We start from the raw sequence: 15,330 nt of genomic DNA, 5'->3' as shown, positions 1-15,330 counted from the left end.
GGCCTAGACTCCCGTGCGTACAGATCGCCGGATCGCCGGATCGGCGCCCACGGGGGCAGGAAGAGAGAGGGACGGACGTGCCGGAACAGACCGGGCTCGCGGCCGACTACTTCCAGAGCTACTCGGCCGTCGGACTCCTCGCCGCCATCGGCGTGCTCTTCGTGGCCGTCGCGTTCGCGGCCGGGCGGTTGCTCCGCCCCGTCGTGCCGACGCCGGAGAAGCTCCTGACGTACGAGTGCGGCGTCGACCCCGTGGGGGAGGGCTGGGCCCACACCCAGGTCCGCTACTACGTCTACGCCTTCCTCTACGTGATCTTCGCGGTCGACTCGATCTTCCTCTTCCCGTGGGCGACCGTCTTCGCCGAGACGGGGTACGGCGCCACCACGCTGGTCGAGATGTTCGTCTTCCTCGGCTTCCTGGCCGTGGGACTTCTCTACGCGTACAAGAAGGGCGTCCTGACATGGACGTGACTCCCGGCGCCACCGGCGCCACCCGCGTGCCGTCCGAGCCGGTGCCGCTGCCCGAGCCGCAGAGACTGGGCGTGCTGTCGCGGCTGGCGCCCGAGCCGATGAAGGTGGTCCTGAACTGGGGCCGCCGCTACAGCCTGTGGGTCTTCAACTTCGGGCTGGCCTGCTGCGCCATCGAGTTCATCGCGGCGTCGATGGCCCGCCACGACTTCATCCGGCTCGGCGTGATCCCCTTCGCGCCCGGCCCGCGCCAGGCCGACCTGATGGTCGTGTCCGGCACGGTCACCGACAAGATGGCGCCCGCCGTGAAGCGCCTGTACGAGCAGATGCCCGAGCCGAAGTACGTGATCTCCTTCGGCGCCTGCTCCAACTGCGGCGGGCCCTACTGGGACTCGTACTCCGTCACCAAGGGCGTCGACCAGATCATCCCGGTCGACGTGTACGTACCGGGCTGCCCGCCGCGGCCCGAGGCGCTCCTCCAGGGCATCCTGAAGCTCCAGGAGAAGATCGCCCGCGAGTCGCTCCACGAGCGGTACGGCCGGGGGGCCTCCCGCCCCTCCACCGCCGCCCTGCGCAGCGGCCTCGTCACCCCGCCGCCCGCCCCCGGGGGCGGTGCGCAGTGAACGCGTACGACACGCTGCCCGACGCCGTCACCGACGTCTTCGGCCCGGAGACCACCGCCGAACGGGCGTACGACCTGCTGACGGTCGACGTCCCCGCCGGCTCGTGGATCGCCGCCCTGGAGACCGCCCGCGACGAGCTGGGCTGCACCTACTTCGACTGGCTGAGCGCCGTCGACGAGCCCGGCACGGGCTTCCGCGTCTGCGCCCACGTCGTCGCGCTGGAGGGCGGACGGGTGCGCCGCCTCCTCCTGCGGACGACGGTCCCGCACGGCGCCCCCGCCCTGCCCACGGCCGTGGACGTGTACGCGGGCGCCGCCTGGCACGAGCGCGAGACGCACGAGATGTTCGGCGTGACCTTCGAGGGCCACCCGAACCCGGCGCACCTCCTGCTCCCCGACAACTTCGAGGGCCACCCCCTCCGCAAGGACTTCGTCCTGGCCGCCCGCGTCGCCAAGGCGTGGCCGGGCGCCAAGGAGCCGGGCGAGTCCGAGCACGGCGGCCCCAAGCGGCGCCAGATGCTGCCGCCCGGCGTCCCCGACCCCAACGAGTGGGGGCCGCTGAAGGGCCAGCTCCCGCCGGCCCCGGCCCGCCCGGCCCGCACCCCGCGCGCGGGGGCGGCCGAGCGCCCGCCGCGCCGCACCCGTACGGCGGGCGAGGGCTCGGCCGGCCAGACGGCCACTCCGCCCACGGAGGCCCCGGCCGCGAGTGCGGCCACCGGGGCCCCGGCCGCGGGTCCGGCACCGGAGACGGCCGCTCCCCGTCCCCGTCGCACCCGTACGGCCGGCGAGGGCTCCGCCACGCAGCGCCGCAGCCGCACGGCCGGCGAGGGCTCGGCAAGCCAGCGCGAGGAGACCGCGTCCCGGGGCGGGGACACCGCGCCCCGGGGTGAAAACGTCCCCTCCCGGAGCGAGGACAGCGCACCCCGAACCGAGGGCACCGCATCCGGAACCGAGGGTTCGGCGCCCGAGCGACCCGCACCCGCCCCGGCGGCGCCCCCGCGCACCCGCAGCGCGGACGCCCCCTGGAACAACCCCCGCCCCGCCTTCGACGACGGAGCGGCCGAACCCGCGCGGGCCCCCCAGGCCCCGCCGGCCGGCACGGGCCCGGAGCCGTCCGGGAGTCCCGAGCCGCCGGCGACCCCGGAACCCCGCCCCGCCACGGGCCCCACACCCGCCCCGGACGCCGATCCGGCTCCCGCCCCGGACGCCACCCAGGCTCCCGCCCCGGACCCCGACCCGGCCTCCGCCCCGGATCCCGACCCCGCACCCGGGTCCGGCTCCGCCCCCGACCGACGACGCCCCGAAGGAGACGCGTGAACGACGCACTCGACGTCGCCCTCCGCCTGGTCGTCGTCTTCGCCGTGTTCCTCGTCCTGCCCCTCGTCGTGGGGCAGACCGAGCACAAGGTGATGGCGCACATGCAGGGCCGCCTCGGCCCCATGTACGCGGGCGGCTTCCACGGCTGGGCGCAGCTCGTCGCGGACGGCGTGAAGTTCGCGCAGAAGGAGGACGTGGTCCCGGCCAACGCCGACCGCCGCATCTTCCAGCTCGCCCCCGCCGTCGCGCTCCTCCCGTACCTCCTCGTCCTCGTCGCCATCCCGATCGGCCCCGGCGAGGGCGCGGTCGGCGTGGTCGTCAACGCGGGAATCTTCTTCGTCCTCGCCGTCATGGGCGTGGGCGTGCTCGGCTCGCTCATGGCGGGATGGGCGTCCGCCAACAAGTTCTCCCTCCTCGGCGGCCTGCGCACCGCCGCACAGCTCCTCGCGTACGAGCTGCCGATGCTGCTCGCCGCCGCCTCGGTCGCCATGGCGGCCGGCACGGTGTCGCTGCCGGGCATCCTCGACGCGTTCGAGTGGTGGTGGCTGCCCTGGCAGATCGTCGGCGCCCTGGTCTTCTTCGTCGCCGGCCTCGCCGAACTCCAGCGCCCGCCGTTCGACATGCCGGTCGCCGACTCGGAGATCATCTTCGGCGCGTACACCGAGTACACCGGCCTCCGCTTCGCGCTGTTCCTGCTCGCCGAGTACGCGGGCATCGTCGTCCTGTGCGGTCTGACCACCGTCCTCTTCCTGGGGGGCTGGCACGGCCCGTTCGGCGCCGACGGCCTGGGCTGGGTGTGGACGCTCCTGAAGACGGCCGTGCTCGCCTTCGTCGTGATCTGGCTGCGCGTGAGCTACCCGCGGTTGCGCGAGGACCAGCTGCAGAAGCTCGCCTGGACCACGCTCGTGCCGCTCGCCCTCGCCCAGATCGCCCTCACCGGCGTCGTCAAGGTGGTGATCCAGTAGTGCCTCCGTTCCCCGGATCCGGCCTCGCCAAGGGGCTGGCCGTCACCCTCCGGACGATGACGAGGAAGAGCCACACCGCGCAGTACCCCGACGTCCAGCCCGAACTGCCGCCGCGCTCCCGCGGCGTCATCGGCCTGTTCGAGGAGAACTGCACGGTCTGCATGCTCTGCGCCCGCGAGTGCCCCGACTGGTGCATCTACATCGACTCCCACAAGGAGACGGTGCCGCCCGCCGCGCCCGGCGGGCGCGAACGCAGCCGCAACGTCCTCGACCGCTTCGCCATCGACTTCTCGCTCTGCATGTACTGCGGCATCTGCATCGAGGTGTGTCCTTTCGACGCGCTGTTCTGGTCGCCGGAGTTCGAGTACGCGGAGACGGACATCCGCGACCTCACCCACGAGCGGGACAAGCTCCGCGAGTGGATGTGGACCGTCCCGGAGCCGCCCGCCCTGGACCCGGGCGCGGAGGAGCCGAAGGAGCTGGCCGCCGCGCGCAAGACGGCCGACAAGCTCGCCGCCCAGCGGGCCGCCGAGCAGGAGGCCGAGCGGGCCACCGAGCAGGCCGCCGCCCAGGCCTCCGGTGAGCCCCCCGCCCAGGCCCCTGACGAGGCCCCGGGCCGGAACGGCGCCGACGGCACCCCCGGCACCGCCGAGGGAGGCACCGCATGACGTCCGTCCTGTCCCTCGCCGGCCCCGCCGGCCCCGGCTTCCTCTCGCCCACCGGCACGGAGATCGCGTTCCTCCTCGTCGGCGTCGTCACCCTCGCCGCCGCGGTCGTCACGGTCACCACCCGCCAGCTGGTGCACGCCGCCCTGTGGCTGGTCGTCGCCCTCGGCGGGATCGCCGTCGAGTACCTGCTCCTCACCGCCGAGTTCATCGCCTGGGTGCAGGTCCTCATCTACGTCGGTTCCGTCGTCGTCCTCCTCCTCTTCGGCCTCATGCTCACCAAGGCGCCCATCGGCCGCTCCCCGGACGCCGACTCGGGCAACCGGCCCGCCGCCCTCGTCGTGGCCGCCGCCGCGGCGGCGGCCCTCGTCTGGGTCGTCGTCGACGCCTTCCGCACCACCTGGATCGACCTCGACGGCCCCGCCCAGGGCACCACCCGCGTCTCCGGCGAGATGCTGTTCCGGAACTGGGTGCTCCCCTTCGAGGCGCTGTCCGTCCTGCTGCTCGCCGCGCTGGTGGGCGCGATCGTCCTCTCCCGCAAGGGCGACGAGGACGCGGAGGGGAAGCGCTGATGCACCTCGCCTACCCGGCCGTCCTCGCCGTGCTCCTCTTCTGCACCGGCCTGTACGGCGTCCTCGCCCGCCGCAACGCGATCCTCGTCCTGATGTCCGTCGAGCTGATGCTCAACGCCGTCAACCTCAACCTCGTCGCCTTCGACGTCTGGCTCCGCGACACCCTGCACGCCGGCCAGGCGCTGACCCTGTTCACCATCGCCATCGCCGCCGCCGAGATCGGCATCGGCCTCGCGATCGTGCTGATGGTCTACCGCAACCGCGGCACCGCCGACATCGACCGGCTCCGCGACAACGCCGAGACCCCCGGCGGCGACGAGGCCGACCACGAGCAGACCGGCAAGAAGGCTGAGGCCACCGCGTGACCACCACGACCCTCGCCGTCCTCGTCCCCCTCCTCCCCTTCCTGGGCGCCGCCGCCGGCCTCCTTCTCGGCCGCACCGCGCCCGGCTTCGTACGCCCCCTGGCCGTCCTGCCGACGGTCGCCGCGCTCGTCCTCGCCGTCCTCGTCGCCGTACGGCAGGGCGGCGGGAAGGCCGTCGACGCGGCCACCCAGCTCACCCCGACCGGCTCCGTCCCGATCGAGCTGGCCCTCCACCTCGACGGGTTCGCCGCCCTCACGGCCGTCCTCGTCGGCGTCGTCGCGTCCTGCGTGCAGATCTACTCCACCGGCTACCTGCGCGACGACCCCCGCTACCCCTCCTACGCGGCGCTCGTCTCCCTCTTCACCTCCGCGATGCTGCTCGTCGTCTACTCCGGCGACCTGATGGTGCTGCTGGTCGGCTGGGAGGTCATGGGCATCTGCTCGTACTTCCTCGTCGGCCACTACTGGGAGACCCCCGAGGCACGGGCCGCCTCCCTCAAGGCGTTCCTCGTCACCAAGCTCGGCGACGTCCCCTTCCTCATCGGCCTGTTCGCCCTGGCCGCCGACGCCGGCACGTTCCGGATCACCGGCGTCCTCGGCGCCGTCACCGCGGGCGGCATCGACCACCCCACCCTCGTGGCGCTGCTGCTCCTCGCCGGGGTCGCGGGCAAGTCCGCCCAGTTCCCGCTGCACACCTGGCTCCCCGACGCGATGGCCGGCCCCACGCCGGTCTCCGCGCTCATCCACGCCGCGACGATGGTCGCCGCCGGTGTCTACTTCGTCGCGCGTCTCCTCCCCGTCTTCGCGGCCTCCGCCGCGGCCATGACCGTCCTCGCCGTGATGGCCGCGCTCACCATGGTCGGCTCGGCCCTCGCCGCGCTCGCCCAGGACGACATCAAGCGCGTCCTCGCCTACTCGACCATCGGCCAGCTCGGCTACATGTCGGGCGCCCTGGCCGTCGGCGACCGCGGCGCCGCCGTCTTCCACCTCCTGTCGCACGGCGCGTTCAAGGCGCTGCTGTTCCTCGCCGCCGGCGTGGTCATCCACGCCGCGGGCACCAACTCGCTCGCCGCCATGTCCCGCATGAGCGGCCTCGCCCGGCGCGTCCCCGACGCGTACTGGACGATGACGGTCGCCCTCCTGGCGCTCGCCGCCGTCCCGCCGTTCGCCGGCTTCTTCTCCAAGGAGGCCGTCCTCGTCGCCGCCGAGCACACCGCCCTCGGCGACCGGGACGTCGCCCCGGCCGGCGCCGGCTGGATCGTCTTCGCCGCCGGACTGCTCACGGCCCTCCTCACCGCCGCCTACGCGGCCCGCCTGTGGCTGCTCGCCTTCCACGGGAAGGGCGCCGAAGCCCCCGACCACGGCCGGCAGCCCGTCGCCATGAACGCCGTGCTGTGGGTGCTCGCCCTCCCCTCCCTCGCCTTCGGCCTGGCCGTCACCTCCCTCGACGACTGGTTCGACGGCAACGCCCTCACCCCGACCACCACCACCGCGGTCCTGGGCACGGGCCTCGCCCTCGCCGGCGGCCTGGTCACCTACGCCGCCTGGCGCCGGGCCGTCCCCCGCGCCGCGCACGTGCCGATCGGCGCCGTCGCCGCCCACCCCGACGCCGAACCCGCCGTCTCCGAGGCCGAGGCCATCGCCACCCACGCCCCGGCCTACGGGTCGATCGCCTCCGCACCCGACCCGGCCGACCCCGGACGCCTCCTCCTCGGCCCGCTTCACCGGCACGCCGCGACCGGCTTCCACCTCGACGCCGTGTACACCGCCCTGTTCGTACGCCCCGTCCGCGCGGCGGCCTCACTGGTCCGCTTCCTCGACCGCGAGGTCGTCGACACGTACGTCCGCGGGGCGGGCGCCACGACCGGCCTCCTCGGGGCGGCCGTGCGCCGCGCCCAGACCGGCAACGTGCAGACCTACCTCAGCGTCCTGCTCGCCGGTTCCGTCGTCCTGGCGGTCGCCGCCGTCCTCGTCGCCGCCGGAGCGTGAGCCGTGATCGATATCAGCGAATCCGTGATGCAGTTCCTTCTCGCGTTCACCGTCGCCGCCCCGCTCGTCGGCGCCGCCGCGGCCCTCCTGCCGGCCCCGCCCGGACTGAGGGGGAAGTCGCCCGACCAGGCCGTGCTCCGCCACGGCGTGACCGTCACCGGCGCGGTCCTCGCCGCCGCCCTCGTCCTCACGCTCGGCTTCGACCACGGCCGGTCGTCGATGATGCAGGCCACGACGGACGTCAGCTGGATCCCCGCACTCGACGTGCGGATCCACCTCGGTGTCGACGGCATCTCGCTCCCCCTCCTGGTCCTGACCGCGCTGCTGACCTTCCTCTGCGCGCTGTACAGCTACTTCAAGCCGCCCGCCGGCCCCTCCCCGAAGGCCTTCGTCGCGCTGCTCCTGGTCCTCGAGTCCGGCACGCTCGCGACCTTCGCCGTCCTCGACCTGCTGCTGTTCTTCCTCGCCTTCGAGATGGTGCTCATCCCGATGTACTTCCTCATCGCCCGCTGGGGCGGCGAGGGGCGGCAGGGCGCCGCCTGGAAGTTCATCCTCTTCACCCTCCTCGGCTCGGTCGTCATGCTGCTCGGCCTGCTCCTCGTCGGGCTGAAGGCCGGCACCTTCGACATGCTGGCACTCGCCACTGACAACGGCCGTGACCTCAGCACGTCACTGCAGGTCATCGCCGTTCTGGCGATCGGTGTCGGGCTCGCGGTGAAGACCCCGATGTGGCCGCTGCACAGCTGGCTCCCCGACGCGCACACCGCCGCCCCCACCGTCGGCTCGGTCCTCCTCGCCGGCGTGCTCCTCAAGATGGGTACGTACGGGTTCGTCCGGATCGTCCTTCCGATCGCCCCCGAGGGCATGCACGTCCTCGCCCCGTACCTCGCCGCCTTCGCCGTCGTCGGGATCATCTACGGGTCGCTGGCCTGCCTCGCCCTCGCCCGGGCCGGCGCCAAGGGCGACCTGAAGCGGCTCATCGCCTACTCCTCCGTCGGCCACATGGGCTTCGTCCTCCTCGGCATCGCCACCATGACGCCCACCGGCGTCAACGGCGCGCTGTTCGCCAACGTCGCCCACGGCCTGATCACCGGCCTCCTCTTCTTCCTCGTCGGCGCGATCAAGGACCGCCACGGCACGGCGGACCTCGACGCCCTCGCCGGCACGACCGGAGCCGCCCTGTACGGCCGCGCGCCCCGCCTCGGCGGCCTGCTCGCCTTCGGCGCCGTCGCCTCCCTCGGCCTGCCCGGTCTCGCCGGGTTCTGGGGCGAGATGCTCGCCATGTTCGGCGCGTTCCAGCCCGCCGAGGGCCTCAGCCGTCCCGCGTTCCTCACCTACACGGCCGTCGCCGGCCTCGGCACGCTGCTCACCGCCGCGTACCTCCTCGTCGTCGTGCGCCGCGTCTGCATGGGCGCCGCTCCCGCCGCCGACCAGCCGCCGCTCGCCGACGTCCAGGCGTACGAGTTCGCCGCCTGGACCCCGCTGGCCGTCCTCACCGTCCTCGCCGGACTCTGGCCCGCGGTCCTCCTCGGCCTCACCGACCCGGCCGTGCAGCAGCTTCTCGCAGGAGGCAAGTCGTGACCGCCGCAGCCGTGACCGCCGCCCCCACCGCCCTGGCCGCGGCGCCCGCGAACGGCGACCTCGTCCAGGCCGTCGACTGGGTCGCCATCGCCCCGCCGACCATCGCCGCGGTCGTCGCCCTGGCCGTCCTCGTCGCCGACCTGTTCCTCCCGCAGGCCCGCAAGGCGCTCCTCGCCTGGGCCGCCACGGCCGGCCTCGCCGCCGCGCTCCTGGCGCTCGTACCGCTCCGCGCCGGCGACCGGTCGACGTTCTGCCTCACCGGGGACCCCGGCGCGTGCAGCTACACCGCCGACCACTTCACCCTCGCCATCCAGCTCCTCGTCCTCGGCGGTGCCCTCCTCACCGCCCTGCTGTCCGTCACGGACACCAGGCGGGAGCTCCCCGCCGGCGAGTTCTGGTTCCTGCTGCTGTCCTCCGCGGCCGGCGCCGCCCTGCTGCCCGCCTCCCGCGACCTCGCCACCCTCGTCGTCGCCCTGGAGGTCGCCTCCCTCCCCGCCTTCGCGCTCGTGGGGCTCCGGCGCGGCGACCGCATGTCCGGCGAGGCGGCGCTGAAGTTCTTCCTCTCCTCGGTCACCGCGACCGCCGTCACCCTCCTCGGCGTCAGCTTCGTGTACGCCTCGACGGGCACCCTCCACCTCACGGAGATCGCCCAGCAGCTCGACGACGTCCCCGCGCAGCTCGGCACCCTCGCCAAGGCCGGCGTCGCCCTCACCCTGGTCGGCTTCGCCTTCAAGACGGCCGCCGCGCCGTTCCACTTCTGGGTGCCCGACACGTACGTCGGCGCCCCGCTCCCCGTCGCCGCGTACCTGTCCGTCGTCGGCAAGGCCGTCGGCTTCACCGGCCTCGTCCTCGTGACCGTCGTCGCCTTCCCGTCGTACGCGGACGTGTGGGGCCCGGCCCTCGCCGTGCTCGCCGCGCTCACCATGACCGTCGGCAACGTCGGCGCGCTGCGGCAGGTCTCCACGCGCGCGCGAAGCGCGGTCCGCCTCCTCGCCTGGTCGTCCGTGGGCCAGGCGGGCTACCTCCTGGTGCCGATCGCCGCCGCCGCGTACTCCAGCGACGACCAGATCGGCGCCACCGTCGCGTACGCGCTGATGTACGCCGTCGTGAACCTGGGCGCCTTCGCGGTCGCCGCCCTCGTCGCCCGCACGCACCCGGCGAACCGGATCGCCGACTACCGGGGCCTGTACGCCGCCCGGCCGGTCACCGCCCTCGCCATGGGCTTCTTCCTGCTGTGCCTGGCCGGCCTGCCGCCCGGCGTGATCGGCCTGTTCGCCAAGGTCGTCGTCTTCTCCGCCGCCGTCGACGCGGGCCTCGGCTGGCTGGCCGTGGTCATGGGCGTGAACGTGGTGATCGCCCTGTACTACTACCTGCGCTGGACGGCCGTCCTGTTCCGCTCCCCGGAGGGCGCCCCCGGCGAGGCCCCCGCACGGCACCGCGCGCCCGTCCCCGTGACCGCGGCGATCGCGCTGACCGCCGTCGCCGGCGTGCTGCTCTCCGGCTACCCGCAGTGGGTCCTCCGCTTCGCGGCGACCGCCCTCTTCTGACGGCCCGCCCACCTCCTCGCCCGAACGGCCCAGCGCTCACCCGGCGCGCAGGAGGGAACCCGCCACTCCCGCCTGGCGTTGACCCGTACGGGAGGGTCCACTGAAGAGTGGAGCAGCATCAGCGAAGGGTTCCCCTGCCGCACCGCTTGGAGGGCGTACCGTGCACCGCCGGAACAACGGGCTCAGGACCGCCGTACTCCTCGGAGGACTGTCCGCGCTGATCATCCTGATCGGTGGTTTCTTCGGGCGCACGGGCCTGGTCGTCGCCGTTCTCGTCGCCCTCGGGACGAACGCGTACGCGTACTGGAACAGCGACAAGCTGGCCCTGCGCGCGATGCGGGCCCGCCCGGTCAGCGAGTTCGAGGCACCGCAGCTGTACCGGATGGTCCGCGAGCTGTCCACGCAGGCCCGGCAGCCGATGCCGCGGCTGTACATCTCACCGACGCAGGCCCCCAACGCCTTCGCGACCGGACGCAACCCGCGCAACGCCGCGGTGTGCTGCACGGAGGGCATCCTGCGGCTCCTCGACGAGCGCGAACTGCGCGGCGTCCTCGGGCACGAACTCAGCCACGTCTACAACCGGGACATCCTGATCTCGTCGGTCGCCGGAGCCCTCGCCTCGGTGATCATGTTCCTGGTGAACTTCGCCTGGCTCATCCCGATCGGCCGTTCCGACGACGACGAGGGACCGGGTCTCCTCGGCATGCTCCTGGTCATGATCCTGGGCCCGGTCGCCGCCTCGGTCATCCAACTGGCGATCAGCCGCTCCCGCGAGTACGAGGCGGACGCCTCCGGGGCCCGGCTCACTGGCGACCCCCTGGCCCTCGCGAGCGCCCTGCGCAAGCTGGAGAACGGGACGCGGCGGCTGCCGCTGCCGCCCGAGCCGCGCATCGAGAGCGCGAGCCACATGATGATCGCCAACCCGTTCCGGCCGGGCCAGGGCATGGCCCGCATGTTCTCCACCCACCCGCCGATGGCGGAGCGCATCGCCCGGCTCGAGCAGATGGCGGGGCCCCGTCCGTGAAGACGGTCCTCGACGCCGTCTGACCGGTGCTCGCCGGCCGGTGGCCGGCCCCCGGCCGCCTCGTCACGGGCGTCGCCCCGTGCGCCACGACCGTCGCCATCCCGCCCGGCACCGCCGACTCCCGGCTCGTCCCGGTGCCCCGGCTGCCGCCGGGCAAGGAGGCCGTGCCCGGCGACCGGCCCTTCGCGGGCCCCCGGCAGCCGGGTTGTCCACAGGCCGAGCGGAGTGTCGGTGGCATGGTCCACCATGGACACATGAGCAATCACGCACAGTCACCATCGCGGTCGGTGTCCACCGTTCCCCGGCCGATCACCGTCCCCCGGCCGATCACCGTCCCCCGGTCGATCACCGGCACCCGCCGGTCGCGGGCACCGAGGCCGCCGGCGCTCCCCGGCTCCCCGCTGCCCCGGGCCGGACCGCCACACACGGGCGGCGGCGCGCACACCGGGCTCCAACCGGCGGCCCGCCCTCCCGCTAGCGCTCCCGCCCCGACTCCGTCCCGGCGCGCACGGCGTACAGCACCGCTCCCGCCGCCAGCACGCCCGCGCCCGCCAGGACCGACGACGGCGGCAGCGAGAAGGCCAGGGCCAGGCAGCCGGCCAGGCCGCAGGCCGCCAGGAGCCGGACCGGCGACAGCCGGGTGACGAGCGTCCACGCCGAGGCGTTGGCGATCGCGTAGTAGACCAGCACGCCGAACGACGAGAACCCGATCGCACCCCGCAGGTCCGCGGTCGCCGCCACCACCGCGACGACCAGGCCCACCACCAGCTCGGCGTGGTGCGGCACCCCGAACCGCGGGTGGACGGCGGCAAGCGTACGGGGCAGGTGACCGTCCCGCGCCATCGCCAGCGTCGTCCGGGACACCCCGAGGATCAGCGCCAGCAGCGAACCGAGCGCCGCCACCGCGGCCCCCACCCGCACCACCGGCACCATCCAGTCGACGCCCGCCGCCCGCATCGCGTCCACGACCGGCGCCGCCGACCCGCCCAGCCGACCCGGACCCAGTACCGACAGGACGGAGACCGCCACGCACGCGTACACCACCAGCGCGATGCCCAGCGCCACCGGGACGGCCCGCGGGATCGTCCGCTCCGGGTCCCTGACCTCCTCCCCGAGCGTCGCGATCCGCGCGTACCCGGCGAACGCGAAGAACAGCAGCCCCGCCGCCTGCAACACGCCGCCCGGCGAGGCGTCGCCGCCCAGCTCCAGCCGTCCCGCGTCCACCGCGCCCGACCCGAGGGAGGAGACCACCACGGCCGCCAGCACCGCCAGGACCACCGCCACGATCACCCGCGTCACCAGCGCCGACTTCTGCACACCGCCGTAGTTCACGGCCGTCAGCACCACCACGGCGGCCACCGCCACCGCGTGCGCCTGCCCCGGCCACAGGTACGCCCCCACCGTCAGGGCCATCGCCGCACACGACGCCGTCTTGCCGACGACGAACGCCCAGCCCGCCAGGTACCCCCAGAAAGGACCCAGCCGCTCACGCCCGTACACGTACGTGCCGCCCGACGCCGGGTAGCGCGCGGCCAGCCGCGCCGACGCCATCGCGTTGCAGTAGGCGACGCCCCCCGCCACCGCCAGACCGACGAGGAGCCAGCTCCCGGCGGCCGCGGCGGCGGGCCCGAGCGCCACGAAGACGCCGGCACCCACCATCGACCCCAACCCGATCACGACCGCGTCGAACACCCCGAGCGACCGCCGCAACGCCTCTGCCATGGGCCGCACCCTACTGAGCCCCGCGCCGCCCTCCCCACCGAGCCCCGATCCACCCCGCCCCCTCCGGAGACGGCCGGCCGCACGGCACCGGCGGGAGGGCGGGCACCGTCCCCCGCAAGCCGCCTACCCGCCGCCGGAGAGCCCGGTCTCCCGCAGGGTGATGTTCAACCGCCCGGCACGCAGCCCCGCCGCGGGGTCGCCCGTGCCCGGGTACACCCGGGGCACGCCGTGGTACGCGAACCGCGACGGCCCGCCGAAGACGAACAGGTCCCCCGACTCCAGCCGCACGTCCGTGTAGGGCCGCCCCCGCCCCTGCGCGTTGCCGAACCGGAAGAGGCAGCCGTCACCGATGCTCAGCGACACCACGGGAGCCGCCGACCGCTCCTCACGGTCCTGGTGCATGCCCATGCGCGCGTCCCCGTCGTAGAAGTTGACCAGCGCCGCGTCGGGCCGGTACCCGCCGTCCTCCCCGTACGCCGCGGCGACGGCCTCCCGCCCCAGGTCGCCGAGCCAGCCGGGGAAGGCCGCGACGGGCGCCCCGTTCACGTCGTCGGCGGTCCGCGCGTACCGGTACGGCAGCCAGTGCCAGCCCAGGCACACGGTCCGCACCGACATCACCCCGCCGCCCGGCAGCACGGTGTGCCGGATCGGCACCGGACCGCGCGCCCACGCCCGGCACGCCTCGACCAGCCCCCGCCGCCGCTCCGGGGACAGCCAGCCCGGCACGTGCACGGCACCGGGCGCGACCTCCACCCGCCCGCGGTCCAGCGGGAACAGCGCATCCGTCACCGTACGAGCGCACCCTCCAGGCCGAGCAGCAGTTCCTTGCGCTCCGGCCCGGCCGCGTACCCCCGCAGCGAACCGTCCGCCCCGATCACCCGGTGACAGGGCCGCACGACCAGCAGCGGATTGCGCCCGACGGCCGTCCCCACGGCCCGCACCCCGGCACCGGAGACACCCACGCGCGCCGCGACCTCCCCGTACGTGGTGGTCACGCCGTACGGGATGTCGTCCAGCACCCGCCAGACCCGCCGCTGGAACGGCGTCCCCACACCCTCCGAGGCCAACGGAAGACCGAAGACCCCGACCCTCCCCGCGAAGTAGTCCCCCAACCACTCCGCGACGCGCGCGAACGCCTCCGGCGCGTGCCGCCACCCCTCCCGCACGGCGACGGCGCCCTTCTGCCCCGGCAGGGACAGCGAGGCCAGTGCCACGAACCCGTCCGCGGCCTCCTCGCCCACCACCAGCATGCCGCCCAAGGGCCCGTCGATCCGCGCGTACACCGTCATGCCCCCAGTCTGACCCCGCCGCCCGCCCGAGGCCGGCGGGATCCCGACACCGGACACACGGGCGGGGGCGGACCGGCCACCAGGCCGCGTCCGCCCCCGCCCGTGTACCGACCAGGTCAGCGGTAGTTCACGAACTGCAGCGCGAAGTCGAAGTCCTTGCCCTTCAGCAGTGCGATCACGGCCTGCAGGTCGTCCCGGCTCTTGGAGCTGACCCGCAGCTCCTCGCCCTGCACCTGCGCCTTGACGCCCTTGGGACCCTCATCACGGATGATCTTGGCGACCTTCTTGGCGTTGTCCTGGGAGATGCCCTCCTGGATCGTCGCGAAGATCTTGTACTCCTTGCCGGACAGCTGCGGCTCGCCGGTCTCCAGCGACTTCAGCGAGATCCCCCGCTTCACCAGCTTGGACTCGAACACGTCGAGGATCGCCTTGACCCGGTCCTCGGAGTTCGCCTGCATCAGGATCTTGTCGCCGGACCAGGAGATCGACGCCCCGACGTTCTTGAAGTCGTAGCGCTGGGAGATCTCCTTCGCCGCCTGGTTGAGGGCGTTGTCGACCTCCTGCCGCTCGACCTTCGAGACGATGTCGAAACTGGAGTCGGCCATGTCCTGTGGCTCCTTGCATCGGGTGGTGGAGAGCGGCGGCCCAGCGCCGACCGCCACCCCAAGCCTAGCCACCCCCACCCGCCCCGAGTGCTGATCAAATCCGGTGGCGGACCACCCCCGGGGATCGGGTATTGTTTACGTCGTTGCCAGGGAGCACCGCCGAAAGGGGGACGCTCCAGGGTGACATCCCATGGCGGTGTGCCCGAGTGGCCAATGGGAGCGGACTGTAAATCCGTCGGCTTAGCCTACCCAGGTTCGAATCCTGGCGCCGCCACTGGAAGTGAACGGCCCCTGATCTGCGGAAACGCGATCAGGGGCCGTTTTGTCGCGCGGGGACCAGAGCGGCGTACTGTCTCGCTTCGTCTCGCCGAATCCCGGGCTCTACCAGCATGCGTGGACGGCTCGTGGACGGGATCTGCGGGCGATCGGAGACCGGTGAAGGTGCCAGGACCACCGCTGGTTCAGCCGGGCAGAGGTCTTCGTGCTGGCTGCCTCGTCGTCGCCCTTGGGAATTGCGCGCGAGCCCCAAAAGGGACGGCTGGGCTGTGGCCAGCCCGCTGGGCCACGAGCCGGATCCTGCGCCGGAGCCGAGCCGCTTGGA

At 73.7% G+C, this 15,330-nt stretch carries 15 protein-coding genes and 1 tRNA gene; 12 read left to right on the top strand and 4 right to left on the bottom strand.

Annotated elements, in window-relative coordinates; genetic code table 11:
- Nucleotides 1-77: 77 nt before the first annotated feature.
- The 11 genes from IE106_RS03715 (at nt 78) to htpX (ending at nt 11,113) form a co-directional block, all read left to right on the top strand.
- The gene (locus IE106_RS03715; protein WP_189529750.1) at nt 78-470 is read left to right on the top strand and encodes an NADH-quinone oxidoreductase subunit A; all 393 of its coding nucleotides are present in this window, start codon (nt 78-80) and stop codon (nt 468-470) included.
- Complete coding sequence (locus tag IE106_RS03710) at nt 461-1,090, top strand: NADH-quinone oxidoreductase subunit B (protein ID WP_189529749.1); 630 nt, start codon at nt 461-463, stop codon at nt 1,088-1,090. Before IE106_RS03715 ends, IE106_RS03710 begins: the two co-directional genes overlap by 10 nt.
- Nucleotides 1,087-2,406: an NADH-quinone oxidoreductase subunit C gene (locus IE106_RS03705; RefSeq protein ID WP_189529748.1), complete on the top strand. Its 1,320-nt coding sequence runs from the start codon at nt 1,087-1,089 to the stop codon at nt 2,404-2,406. Before IE106_RS03710 ends, IE106_RS03705 begins: the two co-directional genes overlap by 4 nt.
- A complete protein-coding gene (locus tag IE106_RS03700) occupies nt 2,403-3,371 on the top strand; it encodes a complex I subunit 1/NuoH family protein (protein WP_189529747.1) in 969 nt (322 codons plus the stop codon). The genes IE106_RS03705 and IE106_RS03700 overlap by 4 nt, the downstream gene beginning before the upstream one ends.
- The gene (locus IE106_RS03695; protein ID WP_189529746.1) at nt 3,371-4,039 is read left to right on the top strand and encodes a NuoI/complex I 23 kDa subunit family protein; all 669 of its coding nucleotides are present in this window, start codon (nt 3,371-3,373) and stop codon (nt 4,037-4,039) included. The genes IE106_RS03700 and IE106_RS03695 overlap by 1 nt, the downstream gene beginning before the upstream one ends.
- A complete protein-coding gene (locus tag IE106_RS03690; protein ID WP_189529745.1) occupies nt 4,036-4,608 on the top strand; it encodes an NADH-quinone oxidoreductase subunit J family protein in 573 nt (190 codons plus the stop codon). The genes IE106_RS03695 and IE106_RS03690 overlap by 4 nt, the downstream gene beginning before the upstream one ends.
- Nucleotides 4,608-4,973, top strand: coding sequence for an NADH-quinone oxidoreductase subunit NuoK (nuoK, locus tag IE106_RS03685; RefSeq protein WP_189529744.1), 366 nt, complete (start codon nt 4,608-4,610; stop codon nt 4,971-4,973). Before IE106_RS03690 ends, nuoK begins: the two co-directional genes overlap by 1 nt.
- The gene (locus IE106_RS03680) at nt 4,970-6,961 is read left to right on the top strand and encodes an NADH-quinone oxidoreductase subunit 5 family protein (RefSeq protein WP_189529743.1); all 1,992 of its coding nucleotides are present in this window, start codon (nt 4,970-4,972) and stop codon (nt 6,959-6,961) included. Before nuoK ends, IE106_RS03680 begins: the two co-directional genes overlap by 4 nt.
- A gap of 3 nt (nt 6,962-6,964) precedes the next feature.
- Nucleotides 6,965-8,542, top strand: coding sequence for a complex I subunit 4 family protein (locus IE106_RS03675; RefSeq protein WP_189529742.1), 1,578 nt, complete (start codon nt 6,965-6,967; stop codon nt 8,540-8,542).
- Nucleotides 8,543-8,553: 11 nt separating this feature from the next.
- On the top strand, nt 8,554-10,089 hold the full coding sequence (locus tag IE106_RS03670; RefSeq protein WP_229840003.1) for an NADH-quinone oxidoreductase subunit N: 1,536 nt from the start codon (nt 8,554-8,556) through the stop codon (nt 10,087-10,089).
- A 160-nt stretch (nt 10,090-10,249) separates the two neighbouring features.
- On the top strand, nt 10,250-11,113 hold the full coding sequence (gene htpX, locus IE106_RS03665; protein ID WP_189529740.1) for a zinc metalloprotease HtpX: 864 nt from the start codon (nt 10,250-10,252) through the stop codon (nt 11,111-11,113).
- Between the two features lie 474 nt (nt 11,114-11,587).
- Here the strand turns inward: htpX and IE106_RS03660 are convergent, their stop codons facing one another.
- From IE106_RS03660 to IE106_RS03645, 4 genes are all read right to left on the bottom strand, one after another.
- The gene (locus IE106_RS03660; RefSeq protein ID WP_189529739.1) at nt 11,588-12,835 is read right to left on the bottom strand and encodes an APC family permease; all 1,248 of its coding nucleotides are present in this window, start codon (nt 12,833-12,835) and stop codon (nt 11,588-11,590) included.
- A gap of 123 nt (nt 12,836-12,958) precedes the next feature.
- Complete coding sequence (locus tag IE106_RS03655) at nt 12,959-13,624, bottom strand: alpha-ketoglutarate-dependent dioxygenase AlkB family protein (RefSeq protein WP_189529738.1); 666 nt, start codon at nt 13,622-13,624, stop codon at nt 12,959-12,961.
- Nucleotides 13,621-14,124 carry a methylated-DNA--[protein]-cysteine S-methyltransferase gene (locus tag IE106_RS03650; protein WP_189529737.1) on the bottom strand — a complete coding sequence of 168 codons (504 nt, stop codon included), beginning with the start codon at nt 14,122-14,124 and terminating at the stop codon, nt 13,621-13,623. Before IE106_RS03650 ends, IE106_RS03655 begins: the two co-directional genes overlap by 4 nt.
- 116 nt (nt 14,125-14,240) lie before the next feature.
- The gene (locus IE106_RS03645; protein WP_189529736.1) at nt 14,241-14,729 is read right to left on the bottom strand and encodes a YajQ family cyclic di-GMP-binding protein; all 489 of its coding nucleotides are present in this window, start codon (nt 14,727-14,729) and stop codon (nt 14,241-14,243) included.
- A 192-nt stretch (nt 14,730-14,921) separates the two neighbouring features.
- Between IE106_RS03645 and IE106_RS03640 the strand changes: the two genes are divergently transcribed.
- A tRNA-Tyr gene (locus IE106_RS03640) sits at nt 14,922-15,003 on the top strand.
- The last annotated feature ends 327 nt before the right edge of the window (nt 15,004-15,330 follow it).

This window comes from Streptomyces roseolilacinus (assembly GCF_014649335.1).
Taxonomy (GTDB): Bacteria; Actinomycetota; Actinomycetes; order Streptomycetales; family Streptomycetaceae; genus Streptomyces; species Streptomyces roseolilacinus.
Note: the sequence above shows the minus strand (reverse complement) of the source record. Positions and strands in the feature narration are given on the sequence as shown.